18 protein-coding genes are annotated in these 24403 nt (G+C 49.2%); 12 read left to right on the top strand and 6 right to left on the bottom strand.

Annotation, left to right across the window (positions count from 1 at the left end):
* The first annotated feature begins 193 nt into the window (after positions 1 to 193).
* From C5O19_RS12325 to C5O19_RS12305, 5 genes are all read left to right on the top strand, one after another.
* A complete protein-coding gene (locus tag C5O19_RS12325) occupies positions 194 to 2035 on the top strand; it encodes an outer membrane protein assembly factor BamB family protein (protein WP_104712570.1) in 1842 nt (613 codons plus the stop codon).
* A 100-nt stretch (positions 2036 to 2135) separates the two neighbouring features.
* Complete coding sequence (locus C5O19_RS12320) at positions 2136 to 2957, top strand: class I SAM-dependent methyltransferase (protein ID WP_104712568.1); 822 nt, start codon at positions 2136 to 2138, stop codon at positions 2955 to 2957.
* 26 nt (positions 2958 to 2983) lie between these two features.
* Positions 2984 to 3778, top strand: coding sequence for a 3-keto-disaccharide hydrolase (locus tag C5O19_RS12315; RefSeq protein WP_104712565.1), 795 nt, complete (start codon positions 2984 to 2986; stop codon positions 3776 to 3778).
* 195 nt (positions 3779 to 3973) lie between these two features.
* On the top strand, positions 3974 to 4759 hold the full coding sequence (locus tag C5O19_RS12310; RefSeq protein ID WP_104712562.1) for an endonuclease/exonuclease/phosphatase family protein: 786 nt from the start codon (positions 3974 to 3976) through the stop codon (positions 4757 to 4759).
* A gap of 89 nt (positions 4760 to 4848) precedes the next feature.
* Positions 4849 to 5754, top strand: a complete 906-nt coding sequence (locus tag C5O19_RS12305) for a sterol desaturase family protein (RefSeq protein WP_104712559.1) — start codon at positions 4849 to 4851, stop codon at positions 5752 to 5754.
* An 8-nt stretch (positions 5755 to 5762) separates the two neighbouring features.
* Here the strand turns inward: C5O19_RS12305 and C5O19_RS12300 are convergent, their stop codons facing one another.
* Positions 5763 to 6200: a GNAT family N-acetyltransferase gene (locus C5O19_RS12300; RefSeq protein ID WP_104712557.1), complete on the bottom strand. Its 438-nt coding sequence runs from the start codon at positions 6198 to 6200 to the stop codon at positions 5763 to 5765.
* A gap of 225 nt (positions 6201 to 6425) precedes the next feature.
* On the opposite strand from C5O19_RS12300, the gene C5O19_RS12295 reads away from it, so the two are divergent.
* Positions 6426 to 7244 carry an enoyl-ACP reductase FabI gene (locus C5O19_RS12295; protein ID WP_094809249.1) on the top strand — a complete coding sequence of 273 codons (819 nt, stop codon included), beginning with the start codon at positions 6426 to 6428 and terminating at the stop codon, positions 7242 to 7244.
* Positions 7245 to 7522: 278 nt separating this feature from the next.
* Here C5O19_RS12295 and C5O19_RS12290 read toward each other — a convergent pair whose 3' ends face one another.
* The 4 genes from C5O19_RS12290 to C5O19_RS12275 all read right to left on the bottom strand — a co-directional run bounded on the left by C5O19_RS12290 (position 7523) and on the right by C5O19_RS12275 (position 12642).
* Entirely contained in the window at positions 7523 to 9292 is a 1770-nt protein-coding gene (locus C5O19_RS12290) for a MutS-related protein (RefSeq protein WP_104712555.1), read from the bottom strand.
* A gap of 54 nt (positions 9293 to 9346) precedes the next feature.
* Positions 9347 to 10648, bottom strand: coding sequence for a glycosyltransferase family 4 protein (locus C5O19_RS12285; protein ID WP_104712553.1), 1302 nt, complete (start codon positions 10646 to 10648; stop codon positions 9347 to 9349).
* Between the two features lie 25 nt (positions 10649 to 10673).
* Positions 10674 to 11561 (bottom strand): glycosyltransferase, encoded by an 888-nt coding sequence (locus tag C5O19_RS12280; protein ID WP_104712551.1) that lies wholly within the window; start codon positions 11559 to 11561, stop codon positions 10674 to 10676.
* A gap of 295 nt (positions 11562 to 11856) precedes the next feature.
* Positions 11857 to 12642, bottom strand: coding sequence for a TylF/MycF/NovP-related O-methyltransferase (locus tag C5O19_RS12275; RefSeq protein ID WP_104712548.1), 786 nt, complete (start codon positions 12640 to 12642; stop codon positions 11857 to 11859).
* Between the two features lie 263 nt (positions 12643 to 12905).
* On the opposite strand from C5O19_RS12275, the gene C5O19_RS12270 reads away from it, so the two are divergent.
* The 6 genes from C5O19_RS12270 (at position 12906) to C5O19_RS12245 (ending at position 21656) form a co-directional block, all read left to right on the top strand.
* Entirely contained in the window at positions 12906 to 13847 is a 942-nt protein-coding gene (locus C5O19_RS12270; RefSeq protein ID WP_104712546.1) for a glycosyltransferase family 2 protein, read from the top strand.
* On the top strand, positions 13840 to 14772 hold the full coding sequence (locus C5O19_RS12265; RefSeq protein WP_104712544.1) for a glycosyltransferase family 2 protein: 933 nt from the start codon (positions 13840 to 13842) through the stop codon (positions 14770 to 14772). The genes C5O19_RS12270 and C5O19_RS12265 overlap by 8 nt, the downstream gene beginning before the upstream one ends.
* A gap of 52 nt (positions 14773 to 14824) precedes the next feature.
* Entirely contained in the window at positions 14825 to 16333 is a 1509-nt protein-coding gene (locus C5O19_RS12260) for an oligosaccharide flippase family protein (RefSeq protein WP_104712542.1), read from the top strand.
* Positions 16334 to 16424: 91 nt separating this feature from the next.
* Positions 16425 to 18776, top strand: a complete 2352-nt coding sequence (locus C5O19_RS12255) for a TonB-dependent siderophore receptor (RefSeq protein WP_104712539.1) — start codon at positions 16425 to 16427, stop codon at positions 18774 to 18776.
* A 454-nt stretch (positions 18777 to 19230) separates the two neighbouring features.
* Positions 19231 to 21135 (top strand): M1 family metallopeptidase, encoded by a 1905-nt coding sequence (locus tag C5O19_RS12250; RefSeq protein ID WP_104712537.1) that lies wholly within the window; start codon positions 19231 to 19233, stop codon positions 21133 to 21135.
* A 155-nt stretch (positions 21136 to 21290) separates the two neighbouring features.
* Positions 21291 to 21656, top strand: coding sequence for a BlaI/MecI/CopY family transcriptional regulator (locus C5O19_RS12245; RefSeq protein ID WP_104714074.1), 366 nt, complete (start codon positions 21291 to 21293; stop codon positions 21654 to 21656).
* Positions 21657 to 21854: 198 nt separating this feature from the next.
* Here the strand turns inward: C5O19_RS12245 and htpG are convergent, their stop codons facing one another.
* Positions 21855 to 23669: a molecular chaperone HtpG gene (gene htpG / locus C5O19_RS12240; protein WP_104712535.1), complete on the bottom strand. Its 1815-nt coding sequence runs from the start codon at positions 23667 to 23669 to the stop codon at positions 21855 to 21857.
* Positions 23670 to 24403: the final 734 nt, after the last annotated feature.

Raw genomic sequence — 24403 nt, 5'->3', positions numbered from 1 at the left:
CGCCATGGAATGGTCAGACGTAGAGAGGTCCAGCCTGGAAGGCTTAATGGCTACCGAACAGCCCTGCTAACGGCACCAAACTTCGTCTAGCTGAATAACGAAACGTTATGGAATGGAAAACTCACCAGCCCATTCAAGTCTAAGCAAAACGAAATCCCATCTAAACCCTACTAATGAAATTAAACATCCCTGTATGAAACCCATATTCACGCTGCTCCTCTGCTGGCTCGCCCTACACACCTCGGCTCAGAGCTTCCAGTTTGCTTTTGTGACGGATTTGCACGTCGGCGGAGCAACCGGAGCCGATGACTTACGGCGTACGGTGAAAGACATCAACGCCAATCCTAATCTGAAGTTTGTATTACTTACGGGTGATCTGACTGAATTCGGTTCAGACGAAGAGCTGCAACTGGCCAAAAACATCATCGACAGCCTGCAAAAACCCTGGTACGCCATTCCCGGAAACCATGACGCCAACTGGTCGGAGAGCGGCAGTAATACTTTCAAACGCGTATTCAAAGGCGAATCGTTCTCCTTCGAGTACGGCGGTTTTGCCTTCATTGCGACGGCCTCAGGACCGAACATGCGGATGGGGCCGGGGCAGGTTCCCCGCGAACATCTGGTCTGGCTGGATAGCACGTTGAATCATCTGCCCAATCCGAAAATTCCGATTATCTACATTAACCACTATCCGCAGGATGCCTCGCTCAATAACTGGTACGATGCTCTGGATCGGGTGAAAAAACGGAATGTACAACTCTTTCTCTGTGGTCACGGGCACCAGAACAAGGTTTACGATTTTGAACACATTCCGGGGGTTATGGGTCGTTCGAACCTGCGGGCCAAGGCCGAAATTGGGGGCTACAACATTGTTACGCTGACGAAGAACGAAGCAGTATTCACGGAGAAAACGCCGGGTACCGATCAGCTACGTTCCTGGGCAACCATCCCGTTGTACGATCACGAATTCAGTAAGGATACGACGCATTTTCCGCGTCCTTCCTACGCCGTTAATGAGCAGTACGCTCAGGTCAAAACGCTCTGGCAGTATCAGGATAACAGCGACATCGGTTCGGGAATAACCGTACAGAATGACCTGATTCTGTGCTCGAATACGAATGGACTGCTGTATGCTCTGGACGAAAAAGGCCAGAAAAAATGGAGCTTCCAGACCGCAGGTAAAGTATACGCGACGCCAGCGGCGAATAAAAAATACGCCGTCATTGCCTCCAGTGATCGCTGGGTTTACGCCGTAAACCGAAAAAATGGAAGCTTACGCTGGAAGTACGAGACGGGCAAGGCCGCGGTAGGCAGTCCGGTCATTTACGAAAACGCCGTATACGTCGGCGGTTCGGATGGCCATTTTCGGGCTTTCGATTTGAAGACGGGAAAGGTACTTTGGGATTTTGACGGGGTCAAAGGTTTTATCGTGACCAAACCTCTGATTTACCAGAACAAGATCTACTTCGGTTGTTGGGCGAATGATTTCTACGCGTTGGACTTGAAAACGGGAAAACTGGTCTGGAAGTGGAACAATGGTTCGCCCAATCGCATGTATTCGCCCGCCGCCTGCTATCCGGTCGGAACGAATAATCGCATTTTTATCGTCGCTCCCGATCGGTACATGACCGCCCTGGATGCCGCAACGGGACAGGTCATCTGGCGGAAACAGAATCCAGACGTACGGGTACGCGAGTCGATGGGCCTTTCCACGGATGGCTCGCTGGTGTACGTGAAAACCATGCAGGGCAACGTCTACGGCGTTTCGACGACGGCCACGGCCATGGAATTGCCCTGGAAAGCAGAGGTACAGTTAGACTACGAAATTTGCCCGACGGCAATTGTCGAAAAAGACGGAGTTGTCTACGTACCCGGCAATTCGGGCTTGCTCACGGCCATTGATCGGCAAACCGGACAAACCCGCTGGCAGCATAAGCTTTCCAACGCCCTGGTGAGTGGTATTACTCCTTTAGGCCGGGGAAAGGTGCTGGTTAGTACCATGGACGGGAAAGTGACTTGTCTGCAAGCCAACTAAGCCTTCACGTTTTTCCGAAGCCGCCGTAGTTCCGCTGGGGAGTACGGCGGCTTTGCTTTTCAGGATTTTTCCTATCTTGATTGCCCAAACAACCGAAGGGATGGATTACCTCGAAAAAAACCGGAATACCTGGAATCAGCGAACCCTGTACCATTTGCAATCGGATTTTTACGATCTGGAAGGGTTCATGAAAGGAGCTACTTCGCTCAAAGACATCGAACTCGGCTTGTTGGGGGAGGTTGCGGGGAAAACGATCCTGCATTTGCAGTGCCATTTCGGTCAGGATACCCTGTCGCTGGCTCGCCTGGGAGCGAAGGTAACGGGCGTTGATTTGTCAGATATTGCCATTTATTCGGCGGAATCACTGGCGATTCAGATGGATCTGCTGACGCCTCAGTTCATTTGTTCGGATGTTTACGATCTTAACCTCAATCAGCAGTTTGATCTGGTTTTTACCAGTTATGGAGTTATCGGCTGGCTACCCGACCTGGATCGCTGGGCGGAAGTCATTGCCCGCCATCTGAAGCCGGGCGGACGTCTGGTTTTTGCAGAATTTCATCCCGTAGTCTGGATGTTCGACAGCCATTTCCGGTACGTGCAGTATTCGTATTTTAATACCGAAGCCATCGAAGAGACTACGCAGGGAACCTACGCCGATCCGGATGCTCCCATTACGACCGACTCGGTGGGTTGGAATCATTCGCTGGGCGAGGTACTGAGCAGCCTGATTGGTCAGGGGTTACAGATTGATTTTTTTCAGGAGTACGATTATTCGCCCTACGACTGCTTTGCCGAAACCGTAGAAGTAGAACCCGGCAAATTCCGGATTCGGCACCTCGATGCCAAAATTCCGATGGTTTTTGCCTTACAGGCCACAAAACCGAAAGCTGTAGAAGGGTATGCCGCTTCTGAAAACGTCTAATCGGAATAAAGACCTGCTTTTCCTCAATGAAGATTCGCTACACCCTCGTATGCCTGGCTCTACTGGCCGCTTCCTCCGTTCAGGCCCAAAAGAAAAAATGGGTTTCGCTGTTCAATGGCAAAGACATTAAAGACTGGATCGTCAAGATTCACCATCACGATGTAAACGTGAATTACGGAAATACCTTTCGGGTTGAAGACGGCATGATTAAAGTCCGTTACGATCAGTACGATCACTTCAACGAACAATACGGGCATTTGTACTACAAAACGCCTTTTTCGCATTACCACCTGGTCATTGAATATAAATTCGCCGATCCCTGGCGGAAGGACGCTCCTTCGTACACGATTCTGAATAGCGGCGTGATGTTTCACTCGCAGGATCCACGCACCATGCCCAAGGAACAGGATTGGCCCATATCAATAGAAATGCAGTTTTTGGCCGGGCTGGGGGATGGGAAACCCCGACCGACGGGTAATATGTGCTCGCCGGGTACCAACATTGTATACGAAGGTAAACTAGATACGCGGCATTGTATCGACTCTAAATCCAAGACTTATGGCAAGGACGAATGGGTGCGGGCTGAACTTATCGTACTAGGCGATTCGCTCGTAAAGCACATCATCAATGGTGAAACGGTTTTGGAATACTCGAAACCGCAGATTGGCGGCGATGTAGCAAACCGGTACGACCCAGCCCAGAAAGTAGATGGCAAAATTCTGAGTTCGGGCTTCATTGCTCTACAGAGTGAAGGGCAACCCATCGATTTCCGTAAAGTGGAAATCATGGATTTGAGTGAAAGCAAAAAGGGTAAAAAATAATATTCACAATAGCCTCGCTTGTTTGTTAGTAATCCTAAAAATGCAATCGACTTTACTTCCTCCCATTACTACATCGGTGTTAGTGGGAGGAAGTAAAAGCTGGAAGCAAATATGTTATCCTAGTATTACCATGGTAAGCATCGCTTGCAGAAGTACCGTTTCGCGTGTTATTTACGGGCTTAATACGCTCTATTGATGAAAACGGTTCTTTCTCTTTCCCTGCTGGTTGTATTACTAGGTTGCACCCGTCCATCGAGTCATTCGGGTGCTGATACGGTTCGCGTTCTGACCTACAACATTCACCACGCCAATCCCCCTTCCAAACCTGAGATTATTGATCTGGAGGCCATTGCCCGGGTCATTAAAAGCGACCAGCCGGACGTAGTCATGATACAGGAGGTGGACGTACGTACCCGCCGCTCCGGACAGGTCGATGAAGCCGAAAAACTGGCTCAGCTCACGGGTTTGCAGGCGTACTTTGTCAAAGCCATTGATCACGATGGCGGAGATTACGGTGTCGCCCTGCTCTCGAAATATCCCCTCCGAAATCAACGCCGCTATCCGTTACCTTTGGATCCGCAGAAACCCGGTGAGCCACGGGTACTGGGAATGGCCGAGCTGAAATTACCCTCGGGGCGTAGCATCACCGTGGCCTGTACGCACCTGGATGCCCAGCGAGGTCCCGCCAGTCGGATTTTACAGGCAAAAGAAATCGCTCGGATTTTAAAAGCCGTACCCATGCCCATTATTCTGGCCGGTGATCTGAACGATACGCCTGAAAGTGAGACCTTACGAATTTTAAATCAGTCCTTGCAATCAACGTGTCAGAACTGTGCTCCGACCATTCCGGTCGAAAACCCTCGTAAGACCATCGACTTCATTTTAACCAGCGGTCCCTGGAAAGTAACCGAACATCGCGTCATTCAGGAAACCTACGCTTCTGATCACTTACCTGTTCGAGCTACGCTGAGCTTACCTTAACTTCTAATTTCGTTTTAATATTTTAAAAGTATAAGCAAAAGCGTTTTGTTGCATTTTTGTAAGACCATTGATGTTTTACCTTGATTGCCATGGAACGTATATTTACCTTAATTACTACTCCTACCTACCTTTTTTTTATTCTCTTAGAACTTTACATCTCACATCGTGAACGACTAGGATTGTATAATTTCAAGGAAACCCGTAATAGCTTATTGCTCGGATTAGGGGGTTTAGTACTGGATGTCGCCATGAAAGGCGTCTCATTTTTCGTACTCGACGGGCTGGCTCGCCACTCTTTTCTGTGGACGTATTGGCAGGAGCATCCCGTAGCGGCCTGGGTGGGCGTATTCTTTGCCCAGGACTTTTGCTTCTACTGGTTACACCGGGCAGAGCACTATTGCCGCGTGCTCTGGGCGGTGCATTCCACGCACCATTCCGCCGAACGGTACAATCTGACGGTAGCCCTGCGATCGTCGATGTTTCAACCCTTGTACCGGTATGTGTTTTATGTACCCGCGGCTTTGTTAGGCTTCGATGGCGTCCACATTCTGTTCATCTATGCGGTCAATCAGGCGTATCAGTTCTTCCTCCATACCGAGACGGTCGGCAAGTTGGGCTTACTGGAACGCGTGCTGGTTACCCCTTCGCACCACCGTGTACACCACGCCTCGAACGTCGCGTATCTCGACAAGAATATGGGTCAGGTGCTCATCATCTGGGATAAACTATTTGGTACCTATGCCGAAGAAAGAGCGGAGGAACCGACCCGTTTTGGCCTCACGCACCCGCTGCCCAGCCAGAACTTTGTACACGTAGCCTTCGATGAATGGAAACACCTGGCTCAGGATGTATCGCAGCCGGGGCTTTCTTGGTCGGATAAACTCCGTTACGTATTCGCTGCTCCGGGTTGGTCGCACGACGGCCATACGCTTACTTCACGGCAGCTGCGGCAACAACAGTCTACCGTCGAAAAACGGGAAGAAGTAGAGGCTTAGCTCCAGATTTAAAGCTGAATTAGAAAACTGAACCCATGCTTCTGGAATCCCAGCGATTCATAAAAAGCATGGGTTCTTTCGCGTTTTAGATTGCTGGAAAGGGCCATTTTGTAGCACTGTTTCTCCCGGCAACGCTCCATCGCAAAGGTCATCATTTCCCGGCCAATGCCCTGACCCTGGGCGGAGGTATGCACGGCCACATCCTCGACAACACCCGAGCGGGCTCCGGCGTGGCCCAGATTATCCATAATCAGTAGAGCAAAAGTGCCCAGAATTACCTGTTCTTGTTCGGCTATGTATAGGGTGTAATCCGGGTACGACTGCATGCGTTGAAAAGTCGCCAGAGCCTGTTCGGGACTCAGGATTTCCGGGTCTTCAAGGGCGTTTTGGTACAGGGCCAGAACGGCGGAGAGGTCCTCCGCCTGGGCCGGACGAATGGTTAACATACAAGAAACAGGTTGAAATGACGGGCCTGAATTTCGGCTGATTTGATGGAATCAAAGCTAAGAATCGCTTCGGGTTAATTCCAGATTTTCGGGAAGAAAAGATACTTGGATGACCTGAGCGAAAGCCGTTTCTTTGCGACTGGTTTTTCAATATTCGCCTGAAAACCGAGATGAAATGAAAAACGTCAGAATCTTTACATCGACTAAACACTAACGTTAGATACTATGGCTTACGGCTTACTGAAAGGGAAACGGGGAATCATTTCCGGAGCCTTGGATGAAAATTCCATCGCTTGGAAGACGGCTTTAAAAGCGTACGAAGAAGGAGCCCGTTTTGTACTGACCAATGCTCCCATTGCGATGCGAATGGGAGCCATCAACCAGCTCGCCGAGCAGTGCGAGGCCCAGATCATTCCGGCGGATGCCACCGATGTGGCAGATTTGGAAAAACTCTTTACGCAGTCGCAGGAAATATTGGGCGGTAAAATCGATTTCGTTCTGCATTCCATCGGCATGAGTACCAATATTCGGAAAGGTCGGGAGTACGGCGATCTGAACTACGAATGGTTCCTGAAATCACTGGACGTATCGGCTTTATCCCTGCATAAAATGCTGCAAACGGCCGAGAAGCTGGATGCTATGGCCGAATATGGTTCCGTAGTTGCCCTCAGCTACATTGCGGCCCAGCGTTCCTTTCCCGACTATACGGACATGGCCCAGGCCAAGGCCATGCTCGAAAGCATTGCCCGTAGTTACGGATATCGCTACGGACGCCTGAAAAAAGTGCGGGTGAATACGATTTCGCAATCGCCCACGAAAACGACGGCGGGGACGGGAATCGGCGGTTTCGACGCCTTTTTTGATTACGCCAACAAAATGTCTCCGCTCGGTAACGCCTCCGCCGAAGCCTGTGCGGAATATGCCGTAACGCTGTTTTCAGACCTGACGCGTTCGGTTACCATGCAGAATCTGTACCACGACGGCGGCTTTTCGGCGGTGGGCATTTCTCACGAAATCGTAGATCTGATGACCCCGAAGGAGTAAGGAGAAAAACAAGCTACGCACGAACGCAGCTCACCCCGATTGGTTTGTAACCGTCATGGAATGATTGGGTTGGTGTGGTTTCGCGTCGCAGACGCTAGACCAATCCACCCCGATTATAAATCGGGGTGAGCGTGTTAAACGCAGTTTTTGCACAAGCAAGCAGACTAAACGCCAAGTGCCAATGATAACCCCGAAGGGGGTTTAATGTGAATAGCCCCGTCTGTAATATGAGGGACACTCTCAAAACACTAAACTCAAAACCCACAACTCAAAACTCCTCAAATCACTCCCATCTTTTGCATCAGAAACGTCGCACTGCGGTTCTGGCAAATGCCGTCAAGTAACTGGTAGGGGAAGACCAGTTCATCATTGACAATTTCTACTTCAAAGCGTTTGTTGATCAGTTTTTGCGGATACTGTTCGGTAATCTCGCAAACCTCCAGGTCGTGCGTGGCAATCACCCCCCAGGCATTGTACTGGATAATTTTCTTGATCACTTCAATCGTGCCGTTCCGTTTATCGTCGGAGTTGGTACCCCTGAATAACTCATCCAGCAAAATGAAACAGGGCTTCGTTTGCAGCGTCTGCAAAATGGATTGAAGTCGCTTTACTTCCGCAAAAAAGTATGATTCACTATCGGCCAGCGAGTCGTTCAATCGCATCGATACCAGAATGTCCAGCGGCTGAACCCGGGCTTCGGTGGCACACACGCAGGAACCCACGTTGGTCAGTAACATATTGATGCCCAGTGTCCGCAGAAAAGTACTCTTTCCGGACATATTCGAACCCGTCAGAATCATGAATCGGGGCGAAAAACGTACGTCATTAGTAACGCGTTTGGTACGGTTGAGCAGCGGGTGCCCCAGGCTTTTAAACGCAATTTCGCCCGAATCCGACAACGACGGAAATACAAAATCCGGGTTGTTGTACGAAAGATTAGCAAAGCTGTTAATCGATTCGAACGTACCAATCGTTTCAAGCCAGCTACGTAGCGATGCCGCATACTGAGCTTTCCATTGCAACAACCGGTGCAGGGTATGCACGTGCGAAACGTACAGTCCGTTGGTGAGCACGGCGGCCAGGGCATGGTTAATCCCGTTCATAGCCGCCAGTAAGGACGAAAGTTGGCGTACCTGCGTGCTGGCCAGGGAGCCGTTCGTCCGTAGGCGTTGTTGCAAATCCTGTAATTCCTCCGATTGAAAGGTTTGCGATTCAATGGCGGCGATGAGTGTACTGTACTTTTTAATAATCAGTCCGATGCGTTCCGAATCCACCGTTTCGGCTTTCACCTGTTTCAGATTTCGGGAAAGAATAAACAGGTTAATGAGTCCCATGAAACCAGCCAGGGTGAGAAAATCATCGTCCCAGGTCCATACAAACCCACCCAAACAAAGGGCCAGTAAGGCTGGAAAAATAATGGCTAATGTACGGGTCAAAACCGAGACGGGCGGGCTTTTCCGTTCGCTCCATTCAACCAGAGCGGCGTATTCCTCTGCCGTATCCTGACCCATTGTACCCAGGGCCAGAAATTCCTGCCGCCACTCGGGACGAGTCGCCAATGCCTGAACGGCTCGCTGGCGTGGCGTGATGGCCGCATCCGGCAAACGGTGGAGGAGTTGTTGGGCCAGGGCCGCCTGCCCGATGCTGGTAGCCGTACGGTTCAGGTGCTGATACAGCGATTTTTCACCGAAAATATCGAGGTCATACGAATACGAATGAGCCGTTTGCAGATGTTCCGTCCCCGCCTGAAACGGAATGCGGCTGCCGTTGAGGTAATCCAGCTCATCCTGGTTAATTTGAATAAGTTGACGGGTGAGGGCAATCCGGTCGGACAGTCGTTCATGCCGATACATCAGGTACCGAAAAAAAACCGCTGGCAAGAGCAGTAGTAACCAGTACCCGCTTTCGTTGGATCGCTGAGCCAGATAAATCAGTGCTCCGGCCAGGACCACGGTTAGAAAGCGAAGGGTACCAATCCAGTTATAGCGACGGCTCAATTGCTCGGATTCCCCCTGAAACTGAGCCAGACGTTCGGCGTAAAAAGACATAACTTGAAAAGCAGATAAATACAAACAAATCCTTGGTTGTCAAGGCATTTAAGTTTAGGTATTGGAACCTTCCAAAGGTTTTCTTTTGGAGCGTCCCAATACGTCTTCGTACAGAGTCTGGTAACGTCGGGCGATGACGGGTTCCGCGTACTGCGTCAGTACCTTTTGCCGGGCATTTCGGCGTAAGGATTCATAATCCGACTGGTAAAGCGTTTGATACAGGGCCCGCATGAGGTCTTCGGAAGAACGGTATTCGGCCAATGCCCCGTTTACCCCATCGTCAATAAGCTCGGGAATGCCGCCAATGTTGAAACCCACCGAAGGCGTACCGCAGGCCATGGCTTCCATGATGGTATACGGCAGGTTTTCTTCCAGCGAAGGAATCACAAAGACCGAAGCCGCTGAATACGCCAGGGCAATTCGCTCCGGATTTGACAAACGACCCAGATGATGAGCGGGATAGGGAAGTTTGGATAGCCCTTCGGTTTGTCCGAAAATGACGAGTTCAATCTGCTCTTTCGTTTCGGGATGAGCCGTAGCCAGCCGTTCCAGAGCTTCCTTAAAATACGAAAATCCCTTCATGGGAGCATCCACCCGCATGGCGGCAAACAAAATCAGGTGTTTATGCTGGGGCAGATTGAGCTTCCAGCGGGCTGCTTTTTTTTCGGTCGGCTTGAAAACATCCGTATCCAGCGGATTGGGAATGCTGACAATCGTATGTTTTTTCAGTAAACTACTTCTCCGGGCCCGATTGGCCAGCCAGTCGCTACAGGCTACGGTGGTGAGGTGGGCCGGATCCATGACTTTCTGTTTCCGTTCCCAGATCTGGTTTGACAAATCCACCTCCGAAGGATACCGCAAAAACTTACAGTTGCCGCATTTATTGATAAAGTGATCGCATTCGCCGCTGTGGTGGCAGCCCCCCGTAAAAGGCCACATGTCGTGCATGGTCCAGACCAGCGGCTTTTGCGTTTCCACCAGTTTCTGAAAGGATTGGGTGGAAAGAAATCCGTGATTGATCCAGTGTAAATGCAGAATCTGGGCTTTTTGTACAAACGGGTGCTCGGTTACGTCTACGCCCAGTACCGCAGGATCGAAAGCCCAGTGTTGCTTTTTGGAGGCCTCGTAAGCTTTCAGGTATAGACGTTCACCGGCAAAACGAGCTAACGTTTTCTTTTTACCCAGCCAGGAGTCGTCTAAAGCGGCAATGGCTGGATTTTGGGTATTTTTTTCCTGTACTAAAATTTGGGAATACAGGGGCGAGTAACGACTCAGAGCCTGCTGCAACCGCACGGCTCCGATGGATGCCCCGCCCATATTATCGGAAGTACTCAGTAGCGTAACGGAAGTTGGCATGGGATTCAAATAGTACTGCGTGCGTTTACACCCCGTACCGAACAAAGTTAATAATCTTCCGTATCCAGCTGAGACGGAAGTGTTTGCGTAATCGCTGATGAATAACCTCGTCGGGAGAAACGGCCTTGGTCAGTCGACTGAACCGTTCCACCCGCTGTACATCGTAGCGGTGCGTGCCCCGACCAAAATTCGTGCCCGAGCCATCCATGCCCGTGCTTTCCAGCTTGGAGGCCCGGGGGTGCAGGTTGTAGGCCTGATGCTTGTAATGGGCATAGGTCCAACGAATGGCCCAGGAGTTGAGTACACCCACCTGCTGTTTTTTCAGCATGGGTAACAGGTCTTCACCTCCCCGCATGAATTCCCGCCGGCCCGCTTTATTTTTCATAAACTCCGGAAAATCGCGTACCTCCCAGTCAACTTTCGCCCAGCGGTCGGGCCAGGTGCCCCAGCCGTACGAACAGCCCCGGGCCAGTAAGAGGACATCGTGCGGATAGTCCAGCGGAATCTCAATGGGGTAGAGGTAGCCCGAAATAGAAAAAACGCGAATGTCTTTTCGGTAGTATTCCAGGGCCTCGTTCATGAAGCGTAAATAATCGCGGGTACAAAGCAAATCGTCCTCCATCACCACAATTTTATCGTGTTGCTGGAGCACCTGCGTAACCCCCCGAATGATAGAAGCGGCCAGCCCACGGTTTTCTTCGCTGAAATCCAGGTGAATGCTCTCGAACCCGCGAATAGACTGGGCGTATTCACGAACGATGGCTACGTTGGCTTCATCAGCGGCCGTTTTGGGTCCATCGGAAAAAATATATAAGGTACTAAACGCAGCTTCTGGACAGCGAAGTAAGCTCTTGACAGTCTTTCGAAAATGTTCCGGACGGTTATAACAAAATAGAGCAATGGGTGCGTACATGAAAAACGTTGGTTGGAAGGCAATGTCGGGTAAAGGGGGGTGAGGTTTGAAGGGGTTTGAGGAAGTTTAAGGTTTGAAGTAGTTTGAGGAAGTTTAAAGTTGGAGTGGGTTTAGGCAGTGATTGTTTCGGGCTTGTATATCAATAATTCTTACCTAAACTAGTCATTAGTAAAATGCTCTTCAATGCATCACTAATGCTAACTAATGATTCAAACCTCTTAAATCCCCAACTTTCAAACGCACTCAAACCTTAAACTATTTAAACCTTTTCAAACCCTCTCAAACGTCCTTCTGCCTAAAACTGCTTAATCAAAATACCCTGACCCGTGGGAGAGGTGAAAATGGTGTGTCCGACCTTTTTGGCGAAAGCGTCGTGCCCGTGCTTCTGGGCTTCGCAGGTAGGGAAGCCGTAATCATCGAAAATGACGACGGCCCCGCGTACCAGTTTAGGCCAGAAGTGTTCCAGGGCGGCTACTTCGGGTACCACCGCGTTCATATCAATCGACAGAAAACAAATCTGCTCGGTATCGGCCTGGGGAAGAGTATCGGGAATGGCTCCTTTGATAATACGAACGTTGAAATCTTTGAACGTTTCCTGCACCTGTTCGTACAGATTCCGACTTTGTTCATAACCCATCGTATGGTTCCGCTGGATTTCATAATCCGAACTATACCGCGGATCCAGCCCCTGAAAGGTATCCATGAGGTAGTATCGCTTGTCGGTTTTGGCAAAATCGATGTACTGCATGATGGCCCGGTCACAAAACCCCGAGAAAACCCCGCAGGCCACAAAATCACCCGGCAGGTGCTTGACCTGATCGGCTGCCCAGCAGAGCATATAAATCCGCCATTCCATCCCGTTTTTGGGAACCAGCGTACCGCCCAGCTTTGTCACCCAGGCATACGCGGCGGCAAAGCGGGGGTCCTGTTTGAATTCTGTATTGACTTCGGTATAGAGTTTATCCGTCGCGTAATGAAATTTATCTTTTTGCAGCAGGTGAAAATTCCAGGGAGCCCGGATGAATTTCAGGTACGGAATCCAGGGTTCAGGGACAATCTTCGATAAAAATGTAAGAGCCATGCGATGTGTTCAGTCTTCAAATCCAGGTTTTCAGGAAAAAGAGACGACGAATCCTTCTTTTTTTGATGGAATCAGCCCACGCGTCGGGTACTTTCCTCTTGCATTAAAGACTATCTCTGACAATCAGTGATTTATGAGCGAATCGACGCGTACGATTACGGCTTTTTCCTGAAAACTTCTGTAAAGTAACAGCCAATTTTTCAAATACTTTGGAATGGAGTAGGGTTTGACGTGCGTACCTTCGCCGGTAAAAAGGCTTTTCTATGCCGAAACTTTCGGTTTGTATTCCTGCGTATAAGGAGCCGGCTTTACTCGAAAAAGCCCTTCAGGCACTGGAAACGCAGACTTTTCGCGATTACGAATTGATTTTAACGGACGATACGCCCGATGATTCCGTCCGGCAGCTCGCCGAACAATGGCAGTCTCGTTTGCCCCTGCGATACCAGGCCAATCGGCCCGCGTTAGGTACTCCCGAAAACTGGAATTCGGGCATTCGTCTGGCTCAGGGAGCGTACATCCTGATTCACCACCACGACGACTGGCTGCTACGTCCGGATAGTCTGGCTTTGTTTGTACAGGCTTTGGATGAACAGCCCGACGCGGTTTTCGCCTTTGCCAATACCGATATTCGTCGACTGAGTACGGACGAACGCATTCGTCTGAATCGACCTTCAGAAATCCAACTGGCTCAGCTCCGCACGGAACCCGAAGTACTCATTACGGCTGATTTTGTGGGCGTGCCGAGTACGGTTATGTTCCGAAAATCCGCCGGACTTTTCTTCGATTCTCAGCTCAAGTGGCTCGTTGATGTGGACTTTTACGTACGGGCCTTGCGACAACAGCCCCAGGCGGCGTACATCCCTCAGGCTTTGGTAGGGGTGGCCATCCACGAAAAACAGGTGACGGCTTCGGTAACGAAAAACAAAAATTTACTGCTGTTTGAGTACTTTACGGTGGCCGAGAAATTCAATCTCGATCTCCGGGAGGAACCCTACGCCGGAGCGTACGGCTACTGGTTCTGGCGGCTCAACGTACAATCGGTCGATGAAATTCGGGCGGCGGGTTTTTACGGACCTATTCCCGCGGGTACGGAAGCGTTAATCCGAAACCGTCGTAAATTCGGTTTCCGGCACTGGTACATCAAAACGGTCATGTTCGTTAAATATCGCCTTTTGGGCCTCAAACGCAAGGATCTGCATGAATGAGTTGCCGCTTTCGGTGGTCATCTGTACCTACAACCGGGCTGATCTGATTGGGCTGGCTCTGGCGGATTTAACCCGACAAACGCTGGATACCCGTGAATTTGAAATCATCGTCATTGATAATAATTCCCGCGATACCACACCGGAGGTCGTGCAGTCCTTTACGGAACAATATCCGCATATTCGGTACTTTTTCGAAGGAAAGCCGGGACGTAGTATCGCCCGAAATCGGGGTTGGCAGGAAGCCCGGGGCGAGTTTGTGGCGTACCTCGACGACGACATTCGCGTCGATCCGCAGTGGGCGACGGCTATGCTTAGAGCTTTGCAGCAAACGCCCCGACCGCTGGCCGTGGGTGGACTGGTAGAACCTTGGTACGCCGAAACACCGCCGACTTGGTTTGTTCGCGACTTTGAACTTCGCAGCTGGGGCGATCAGCCCGGTTACATTCCGGCCCAGCGGGCTCCGTTTGGGTTTGCCGGAGGAAATATGGGTATCGCGAAAAAAGTATTGCAGCAGTATGGCGGTTTTCAGGAAGAACTCGGCGGCGGTGGCGAGCATATGCCACGCATGGGTGAAGAAACCGATCTATTTTTCCGTATTTACAAAGATCATCAGGACGAAGCAGACCGTATTTTCTGGTTCGAACCGGCGGCCCGGATTCAGCACTGGACGCCCGCCCGCAACTGGCAGATTCCGTACCGCTTGCAACGCAGTCACGCCAGCGGAGCCGCCCGGGCCTGGATGATGCAGGTAAAGCCGTATTCCTGGGAATACTGGCGGGTGCTAGCTTTTGGGGTAAAGTCCACGTTTCGTTTGCTCAAATCGCTGGCAACCACGAAACATCCGATGAAAACCGAGTGGGTGAAGTACCGGCAGACACTGGCCTACCTCAAAGGTTTTTCGGACGAAAGCCGAACGTTGAAGTAAGAAATAAGGGCCTTGAGCTACCCCCATACAGAAAATAAACCATTACAAACCCTTGGGAATTGTCATTCGTCAAAGCCTGAAAGCTAGTGCCGTTACGTATGCCGGTGTGGCCGTTGGAACGATCAATCAGCTTTTTGTCGCTACGCATTTTCTGAGCGAAAGTCAGCTGGGCCTTACGCGTTCGCTGCTTACGTTCAGTCTGTTGTTTTACGCCATTTTTACCTTCGGTGGTCCTTCCATTGCGGACCGCTATTTCAGCCGGTTTCGTAACGATGAAGAGAAACACCACGGGTTCCTGACGTTTTTGCTCGGGTATGCCGCGGTGTATTTCCTGCTCTTTGTAGTCGTATACCTGGGCGGTCACCGCTGGTTTATCCATTTTTTTCAGGAAAAGTCGCCGGAGCTGGTTCGCTATTATCAGCTACTGATCTGGTTGACGGGCTTTAATCTATTGCAGGGCATCCTGGAAGCATATTGTCGCAATTTGCAACGGATTGCAGTTCCGGCTCTGTTCCGGGAAGTAGGACTGAAGCTGGCCAATATGGTGGTGATCCTGCTGTACGGTTTTAAAGTGATTGATTTCGAGGTGTTTATTCGTTTATACGTCTGGTCGTACGGACTGATCAGTCTGGGACTACTGGTGTATCTACGGCTGATGGGCAAGCTGTACCTCCATCGCATCTCTTGGGATCTGGTACGACCCGTCCTCAATGAAATGATGCGGTTCGGTTCCATTGCGGCTCTGGGAGCCATCGGAACGACGATTTGTAATTACATCGATCAGGCCATGATCAGCCATTACCTGGGGCAGGACTACGCCGGGGTATTTGCCATTGCCGTACTAATCGCCTCGCTCATCGAGATTCCCAAAAAAGCCCTTACGCAAATTGCCATCCCATTGGTGGCCCAGTCCATTCGACAGCAGGATTACGTAACCACCGAAAACATGCACCAGAAAGTGGCTCTGCACCAGCTACTGGCGGGGATGTTTCTGTTCGTGGGCATCTGGACGAACCTGGATGATCTGTTCGGAATCATGCCCAAGGGAGCCGTTTTCGCTCAGGGGACAAACGTCGTTTTTCTGTTTCTGATGACCCGACTGCTGGATATGGCGGGCGGTATGAGTGGTGAAATCATGGGGTATTCGCAGTACTACCGCGTATCAACAGCCTTTGTACTGGTGCTGGGCGTACTGACGATTCTCACCAACCAATGGCTGGTACCGAAGTACGGAATCGACGGATCAGCCATGGCAACTACGATCACGATTTTGTTTTACAGTGCCTTGCGGGCCGGATTTGTGTACTGGAAATTTAAAATTCTGCCTTTCACGCAGCAAACCCTCGGAGCCATTGGAATCGGACTTGTGGCGTACTTAATCACCCTCGCCATTCCTGATTTTGGGACTACGGTCGGCACCCGGATTGTGAATATGGTGCTGCGGGGCATTGTAACAACGGTTGTTTTTGCATCGATGGTGGTGGGCTTACGCATTTCACCCGAAATCAATGGCCTGATCGATTCGCTGGTTAAACAAGGAAAAGGCCTCATGAAAAAGTAGTCGTATAAATTAAATAATCATTCTTGTTTTTAATTGGTCTAAATAGGTATAGATTTGTGGCGAGTTTTTTCTCCCCAAACAATTCATATCTGTGAGATCACTATACACACTCATTTTTCTTCTTCTTGGTTTCAGTGGATTTGCCCAGACGGGGCAAATCACGGGGCAGGTGCTAACGGCCGATGGTAAAGCGGCTGAAAATGTTTCGGTAGGCGTTAAAGGCCGGGCAATCGGAACGATGTCCGACCACGAAGGGAAGTTTACGATTCAGAAAATCAAGGTTGGCAAGTATACGTTAGTAGCCAGTTTTGTGGGTCTGAAATCACAAGAGCAATCCGTGGAAGTGACGGAAGGGCAGACGGTAAATGTATCCTTTATGCTTCAGGAAACGTCCAGCCAGCTTGATGAGGTCGTGGTTCGCTCGGCTCAGAATCCGTACCATTCCAATCAGGTTTCTTCGACGTTACGCATCAATGAACCCATCCTGGAAACGCCGCAGAACATTCAGGTGATTACGGGTAAGGTTTTGCAGATTCAGCAGGTAACGACAATGAACGACGGCGTAATTCGCAACATTAGCGGAGCCACGCGGCTAGAACACTGGGGTGACCTGTACGCTCGGATCAACATGCGGGGGTCTCGTGCTTCGGCATTCCGTAATGGAATGAATGTTACGTCCAGCTGGGGTCCATTGACGGAAGACATGAGCGTAGTGGATCACATTGAATTTGTAAAAGGGCCGGCGGGCTTTATGATGTCGAATGGCGAACCGGCGGGTATGTACAACGTCGTTACGAAACGCCCGACGGGTGTAACAAAGGGTGAAGCCAGCCTGTTACTCGGTAGCTACGATATGTACCGGGCCTCGGCCGATTTGGATGGTAAACTTTCAGACAAAGTCTGGTATCGCTTCAATGTGATGGGCCAAACGAAGAACTCGTTCCGGGCGTATGAATTCAATAATCGCTATAGTATTGCCCCGGTGATCAGTTACAAAGTGGATGACCGCACGACCTTAACGGCTGAATACATTTATCAACACGTGAAAATGTCGGACGTAGGAAGCTATTATTCGTTTGCAAAAGCAGGCTACGCCGTATTGCCCCGCGATTTTACGCTATTGGACCCTGGTCTGGATCCGACTTACGTAGACGACCATAACCTGACGCTGAATGTACAACATCAGCTCAGTAAAAACTGGAAATTAACGGCTCAGGCTTCGTACTTCAATTACAAACAGAAAGGCAGCTCATTATGGCCTGCTACGGGTACTGAGCCGGACAGTGCCGGTAATTTGATTCGTAGCGTAGGGATCTGGGACGCTTCCAATGTTTCTAAATTTGGTCAGGTTTTTGTAAATGGCGAAGAGCAAACGGGTTTTATCCACCACCGTATTTTGGGGGGCTTGGACCTGGGGAATAAGGAATATCTCGCCGATTGGGGTCAATCGCATATCCTGGATTCAGCTGGAACATTTAATGTCTATCGTCCGACGTACGGATCACCAAAGTACGGTTATTCGCAATTTGACCGTAGCAAAAGTCTAGCCCAGCGGGCGGGTATCTATGGAACGGTTACGCAAACCTATACAGCCTTATACTTGCAGGATGAACTAGGCTTCCTGGACAACCGCATTCGCCTGACACTGGCGGGTCGGTACACATACGTGAAAGACAATGCCTACAACACCTTTACAACGGGCAAACGCTTTACCCCCCGCGTTGGTTTGAGCATTTCGATTGATCCGCAAACTACTGTTTATGGTCTATACGACCAGACTTTTGTACCACAAACGGGCTTAATTCGAAACGGTGGTACAGTGAAACCCATTTCGGGTAATAACTTAGAAGCCGGCGTGAAACGAGATTGGTTCGGTGGTAAATGGAATACGAGCTTGTCGGTTTATCGGATTCTGAAAAACAATCAACTTTCACCCGATCCTACCAACGTAGCTAACGAAACCTACGTGTTGCAACTAGGACAAACGCAGACTGAAGGCATCGAATTTGACCTTAAAGGGGAAATTCTACCAGGCTTGAGCTTAGTAGCGAACTATGCTTTGACCGATTCGAAAATTACCAAGCAAACGAGCGAGGCGAACGTAGGTGATAAAGTAGCGGGTTACGCTAAACATGTAGCCAATGCCTGGTTGAGCTACCAAGCTCCCAAAGGTGTTCTGAAAGGACTGGGGCTTTCAGCAGGCTTCTCCTATCAGGGTGATCGCACGACCTGGTCCTGGTTTGCGGCTAACCAACGAGCCTTACCTAACTACTTCCGTCTGGACGGCGGCGTATTCTGGGAAAAAGAGCACATCACCATTACCGCCAACGTATTCAACATCCTGGATAAATACCTCTACAGTGGATCGGCCTACGCTTCCTATTACTACTGGCAAGCTGAACCCGGACGGAATTCTCGGATGGGCATTACTTATAAATTCTGATCGCAATCTAGTAGATCGCTCTCGAAGGCTTCTGGTATACCCGGGAGCCTTCTTTCGTTTTGAAGTAAACGCAATTTAAACAGGCAGGGCGTTGGGGTGACTCCCCGTTTTTGTACAAGAACAGGAAACAATACACTCAAATCTTCGTACTACTACAAATGCAAGTTTCCCTACTTATACGGCTAATCGGGTAGTGTATCGTTGGAGTAATGGAAAGAAAAGGATAGGGAGTTAGAAACGCCCAAATGGTATAATACTGATTAGAAACCAGCAGCAGCGTTTACAAAAGCTCGACATACCCAACCCTGGAGGGGTTCACTATAGAATAGTTCCGTATAAATTGCGGGATACGAATGAGGTTTCGACGCCAACCCCAAAACTCAAAACCCCAACGGTAAACTGAAAACTCTTCCGTACATTAGACCAGATTTTCACATTAAATCATTCCTTCATCATGTTTCTCACGAGTAAAAAATCTGGTTTGCTGGCGGCGGCCTTCCTGACCTCCTTTGCTGCTTTGAGCCAGGAAGTGCAGAACCTGCCCGTACCCCTGGAAATTCAGAAAGCCTACGAAAACGGCACGCGGAGCACGGATGGCAAGCCGGGTGCGAAATACTGGCAAAATCATTCAGACTATAAAATTCAGGTAGACCTAAATCCGGCTACGCGTCGACTGAGCGGTACGGAACAGGTTGTCTATACCAACAATAGTACGACCCGTCTGCAAAATCTGGTGGTTCGACTGTATCCGGACATTTTTAAGAAAGACGCCAACCGCGATGAACGTGAAATCGACCCTTCGGATATTAATGAAAGTGGGGTTGATGTAGAAAGCATCAGCATTAATGGTACTGAAGCCAAAATTCAGCGGAATGGTACCAATATGTTCGTGAGCGTTCGGGGAGGACTGGCACCGGGTGAAAAACTGACCCTGGATGTGAAGTGGAATTACCTGATTCCTGCCAAGACGCACATCCGCGAAGGAATCTATTTCAATACTTCGTACATGGTGGCGTACTGGTATCCGCAGATTGCTGTTTACGACGACATCGATGGTTGGGACAAACAGGATTATACGGGTCAGAAGGAGTTTTACAACGACTTTAATACCTACGACGTGAACATTACCGTTCCGGCCAGTCACCTGGTTTGGGCAACGGGGGAATGGCAAAATCCGGATAAGATTCTTTCCACGGAATATTTGAACCGGTACAAAAATTCACGTACATCCAGTGAAGTCGTGAAAATCGTTTCGTCTACGGATCGCGAAAAAGGTGGAATCACCCTCGCCAAAACGGGTACGCATACTTACCATTTCAAGGCCGAGCACGTACCTGACTTCGTGTTTGCCGCTTCGGATACCTATCTCTGGGATGCAGCCAGTGCCGTAGCTGATCCAAAAACGGGTCGTCGGACGGGCGTTGCCGCGGTATATCACCCATCCAGTAAGGATTTTTACGACGTATGCCGGTATGCTAAGCAGTGCGTGGAGTACTTCTCGACCTACCTGCCCGGCGTACCATTTCCGTATCCGAATGAGACCGTATTCAACGGGTCGGGAGGGATGGAATTCCCGATGTTCGTGAACGATGGTTCATATCCTCCGGCTTTTGCGGCCGAAGTGACGGCTCACGAAATCGCTCACACGTATTTCCCTTTTTACATGGGAATCAACGAGCGGAAGTACGCGTGGATGGACGAAGGATGGGCTCAAACCCTGCCCAACTGGCTGGAATTCGACATTGCCGGAATGCCTAAGAAGTTCATGCCGCAGCAAACCAACGCCGCTTACTTTGACCAGTTTGCCGGAAAAGAGCAGGAGCAACCCATGATGGTACCGACCAACCTGCTCAACGGATCGGCATATACGTTCGCCACCTATATGCGTCCTTCCCAGGCGTATACCTTCCTGCGGGATATGCTGGGCCATGATAAATTCAAGGCCACCCTGCAGGAGTACATGGCTCGCTGGAATGGCAAACACCCCATGCCGTACGACTTCTTTTTCTCATTCAATGATTACCTGAAAGAGGATTTGTCCTGGTATTGGAAACCTTGGTTCTTCGAAAAAGGCTATCCCGATCTGGCTCTGAGCGATGTCAGTGACAAGAAGGGAAAGACAAAGATCGTCGTAACCCGTAAAGGTTCATTGCCCGTACCGATTCGTCTGATCGTGCTGTTCAACGACGATTCTACTGAAGAAATCAACGAAACAGCCCGGTACTGGAAAGATGGAGCGAAAACCTTTGAAGTAGATAAGAAATTTGGTAAACCCATCAAGAAAATTACCCTCAGCGGTTTGATGATTCCGGACGTAAACCGTAAGGACAACGTTTGGGAACCCGCAGCGAAACAATAGATTTTCCCAACGGAAGCTCAAAATGGTCGGTCTGATAGCCGGCCATTTTTTATAGCCGGATTTTTATAATTAAAAGTTTAGTTATAAAACTGTAAAATCAGTTGTATAATTGAAAAATACGTTAAACCTTTGGCTTTGTTAAAAAACAGATGCTCATGGAAGAACTCACCCGCACCGAAGAACGCGTCATGCAGGCCATCTGGGATTTGGATACGCCATTCTTTATCAAAGATCTGGTGGAGCGGATGCCGGGCAAACCGCCCTACAATACCCTCTTATCGGTCGTGCGAATACTGGAATCGAAGGGCTTTCTGGGGTATAAAGCCTACGGTCGTACGTACGAATACTTCGCCAAAATTCCCAAGGAAGATTACCGGAAAAGTGGGTTTCGCAAGTTGCTTAGCGATTACTTCGATGGTTCTACAACGAGCTTACTTTCTTTCATGGCCAAGGAAGAACAGATCACGTCGGAGCAGCTTGAGCAACTGCAAAAAATGATTGAAGGCAAAAATCAAGCGTAGGGTGGGATAGGTCTAAAAGGGCGAAATCACCCCAAATGGCGTTGTTAAAATTGAAGTGTTCTATTGAGGATAGTCATGAACACCTATAGTCCGCAGACCATTAGTAAGACATACCTTGGTTCAAATTCATGGGATATGTCAATAAGAAAGGCCCGTTCTGAAGAGAACGGGCCTTTCCTGTAATCTACCAGCTATCAACTATACGGTTGCTACCGTCCGTTTAATAAACTCCGTCAGGCTTGGGCCGCTCAGTAAGCCTTGTGACAACAGGGCCAGGTCAATCAGTTGCTTGGCCAGATTCGAATCCGCGGAATCTTTCACGCGTAAGATGGCCGGGTGGTTCGCGTTGATGATCAGATTGTACGTCATGGGCATCGAACCAAAGAAGGCCGGCTGACCTCCCATTTTAGACATATCATTCATCCGACGCATGAACTCATTCTGGGTCAATACTACCGGAAGCTCGTCCGAACTTAGCGGTTGTACGTCTACGGAATAGCCGGCTCCGGCTACGCCTTCGAACAGGGATTTCAGGGACGTTTTCTCGTCTTCACTCAGTACGCTTTCCACCGTAACACCTTTGTCGATCAGGCGATCCAGACTGTCGGCATCTACACGTTTGAAGGACGTTTTCTCCAACTTCTGCTCCATCTTGCCGATGAAGTGCGGGTCAATCGCACCTTCCAGCTTCAGGACATCGTACCCCCGGGTCAGAGCCGTTTGAATGTACGCATCCTGTTTACCAGCGTCGGTAGTATATAGCCACACCAGCGAATCGTCTTTATCTTTCTGCGTCGCTTCGGTTTTGGTTTTGTACTCTTCCAGCGTATAGTACTTCTCATCCGCACTTTGCAGCAGGACAAAATCTTTGGCTTTGTCGTAAAACTTGTCGTCCGACACCATACCGTACTTGATGAAGAGGCCGATATCACTGAACTTCTCTTCGTAACCCGTACGGTCATTCTTGAAGAGTTCATTCAGCTTATCCGCTACTTTACGGGTAATGTACCCGTTAATTTTCTTCACGTTCGCGTCAGCTTGCAGGAAGCTACGGCTTACGTTTAGCGGAATGTCTGGTGAGTCGATTACCCCGTGCAGCAGCATCAGGAAATCGGGCACGACGTCTTTTACTTCATCCGTGATGAAGACCTGACGGCTGTACAACTGAATCTTCTCACGGCTCAGTTGCAGTTCATTCTTGATTTTGGGGAAGTAGAGAATACCCGTCAGGTTGAAGGGATAATCTACGTTGAGGTGAATCCAGAACAGCGGTTTTTCTGAGAACGGGTACAGAGTTTCGTAGAACTTCAGGTAGTCCTCGTCCGTCAGGTCGTTCGGATTTTTCGTCCAGATGGGTTCGGTTTCGTTGATCACCTTACCGTCGAATTCGACGGGGATGGGCAGGAATTTGCCGTATTTCTCCAGAATGGTATTCAAACGGTACTGTTCCAGAAATTCTTCTGAGTCCGGAGCTACGTGCAGAATAATGTCCGTGCCACGTTCGGTTTTGTCAGCCGACGTAATCTCAAATTCCGTTGAACCATCGCAAATCCAGCGGGCTGCTGGAGCATCCTGATACGACTTGGTAACGATTTCTACCTGCGAGGCCACCATAAATGCCGAGTAGAAGCCCAGGCCAAACTGACCAATAATCGCTCCCCGCTCCACACCCTGATCTTTGTATTTTTCCACGAATTCCAGAGCACCGGAGAAAGCAATCTGATTGATATACTTTTTAATCTCGTCGGCGGTCATGCCCAAACCTTTATCACTAATGGTAATGGTTTTGGCTTCTTTATCAACGGAAACTTTGATCGTCAAATCTCCTAATTCTCCGCCATATTCGCCCAAAGACGCTAATCGCTTGATTTTCTGCGTGGCATCAACGGCGTTGGATACTAATTCGCGAAGAAAAATCTCATGGTCGGAATACAGAAATTTCTTAATGATGGGGAAAATATTCTCCGTGTGAATCGAAATATTCCCCTTTTCATGAAAAGTGGTTGTATCCATTGGTATGTAATAAGTTGGAATGATGGTGAATCAGGTAACAGTCTAGCAAAGGTTATTCCTAACTAAATAAAATGTCATATTGACAGGCAAAGACAAAATCGTATCAGGTACGGTGAAAAAAAGGTAATAACATTGGTATAAAAATAAGTTAAAATTGCATATTAATTGCTTATCCTGCTTTACCTCGAACAATTCGTATGTATAACCTATGAACAGACGGCATAAAAAGTGCCGTCTGTTTTATTTTCCATAGGGTTTGGGAATGATCCTTTTTTAAAAATTTTCCGTACTGCATTACTTTGAACAGTGTCTCAGTGTATAAAGCTTTACTTAAGCAAGAGAATTAAAGGCTACTGTTTACCAAGGTATTGAAAATATTTTTTTATTATTAAAATGTGAAAATGCCGCGAAGAGGAGACATATTTTAAAGATAAATGAGTGTTTTTACTTATGTAAACTTCTGTAAATGAGTCTTATAATGCAGAAAAGCCTTGAAAAACGTTGCCGACTACAAAAAAGCTCAAAACACTTTAATGATGAATTACGTTAGTATCGGTACTCACAGAGCGGCGGGCGACTTTGAAATGTAAATTTTTAAATTGTACTTTTGCAATAGTAATTCTTGAGTGACCTAAAGCTCTTCAGCCTTAAATAACGATACCCAACTATGAAAGCACCTGTTTCCTCCAAATCCATCAGTCCGACGGACTATCTAATTGCCGCAGTTTTATTTT

It is taken from the genome of Siphonobacter curvatus (assembly GCF_002943425.1).
GTDB lineage: Bacteria > Bacteroidota > Bacteroidia > Cytophagales > Spirosomataceae > Siphonobacter > Siphonobacter curvatus.
Note: the sequence above shows the minus strand (reverse complement) of the source record. Positions and strands in the feature narration are given on the sequence as shown.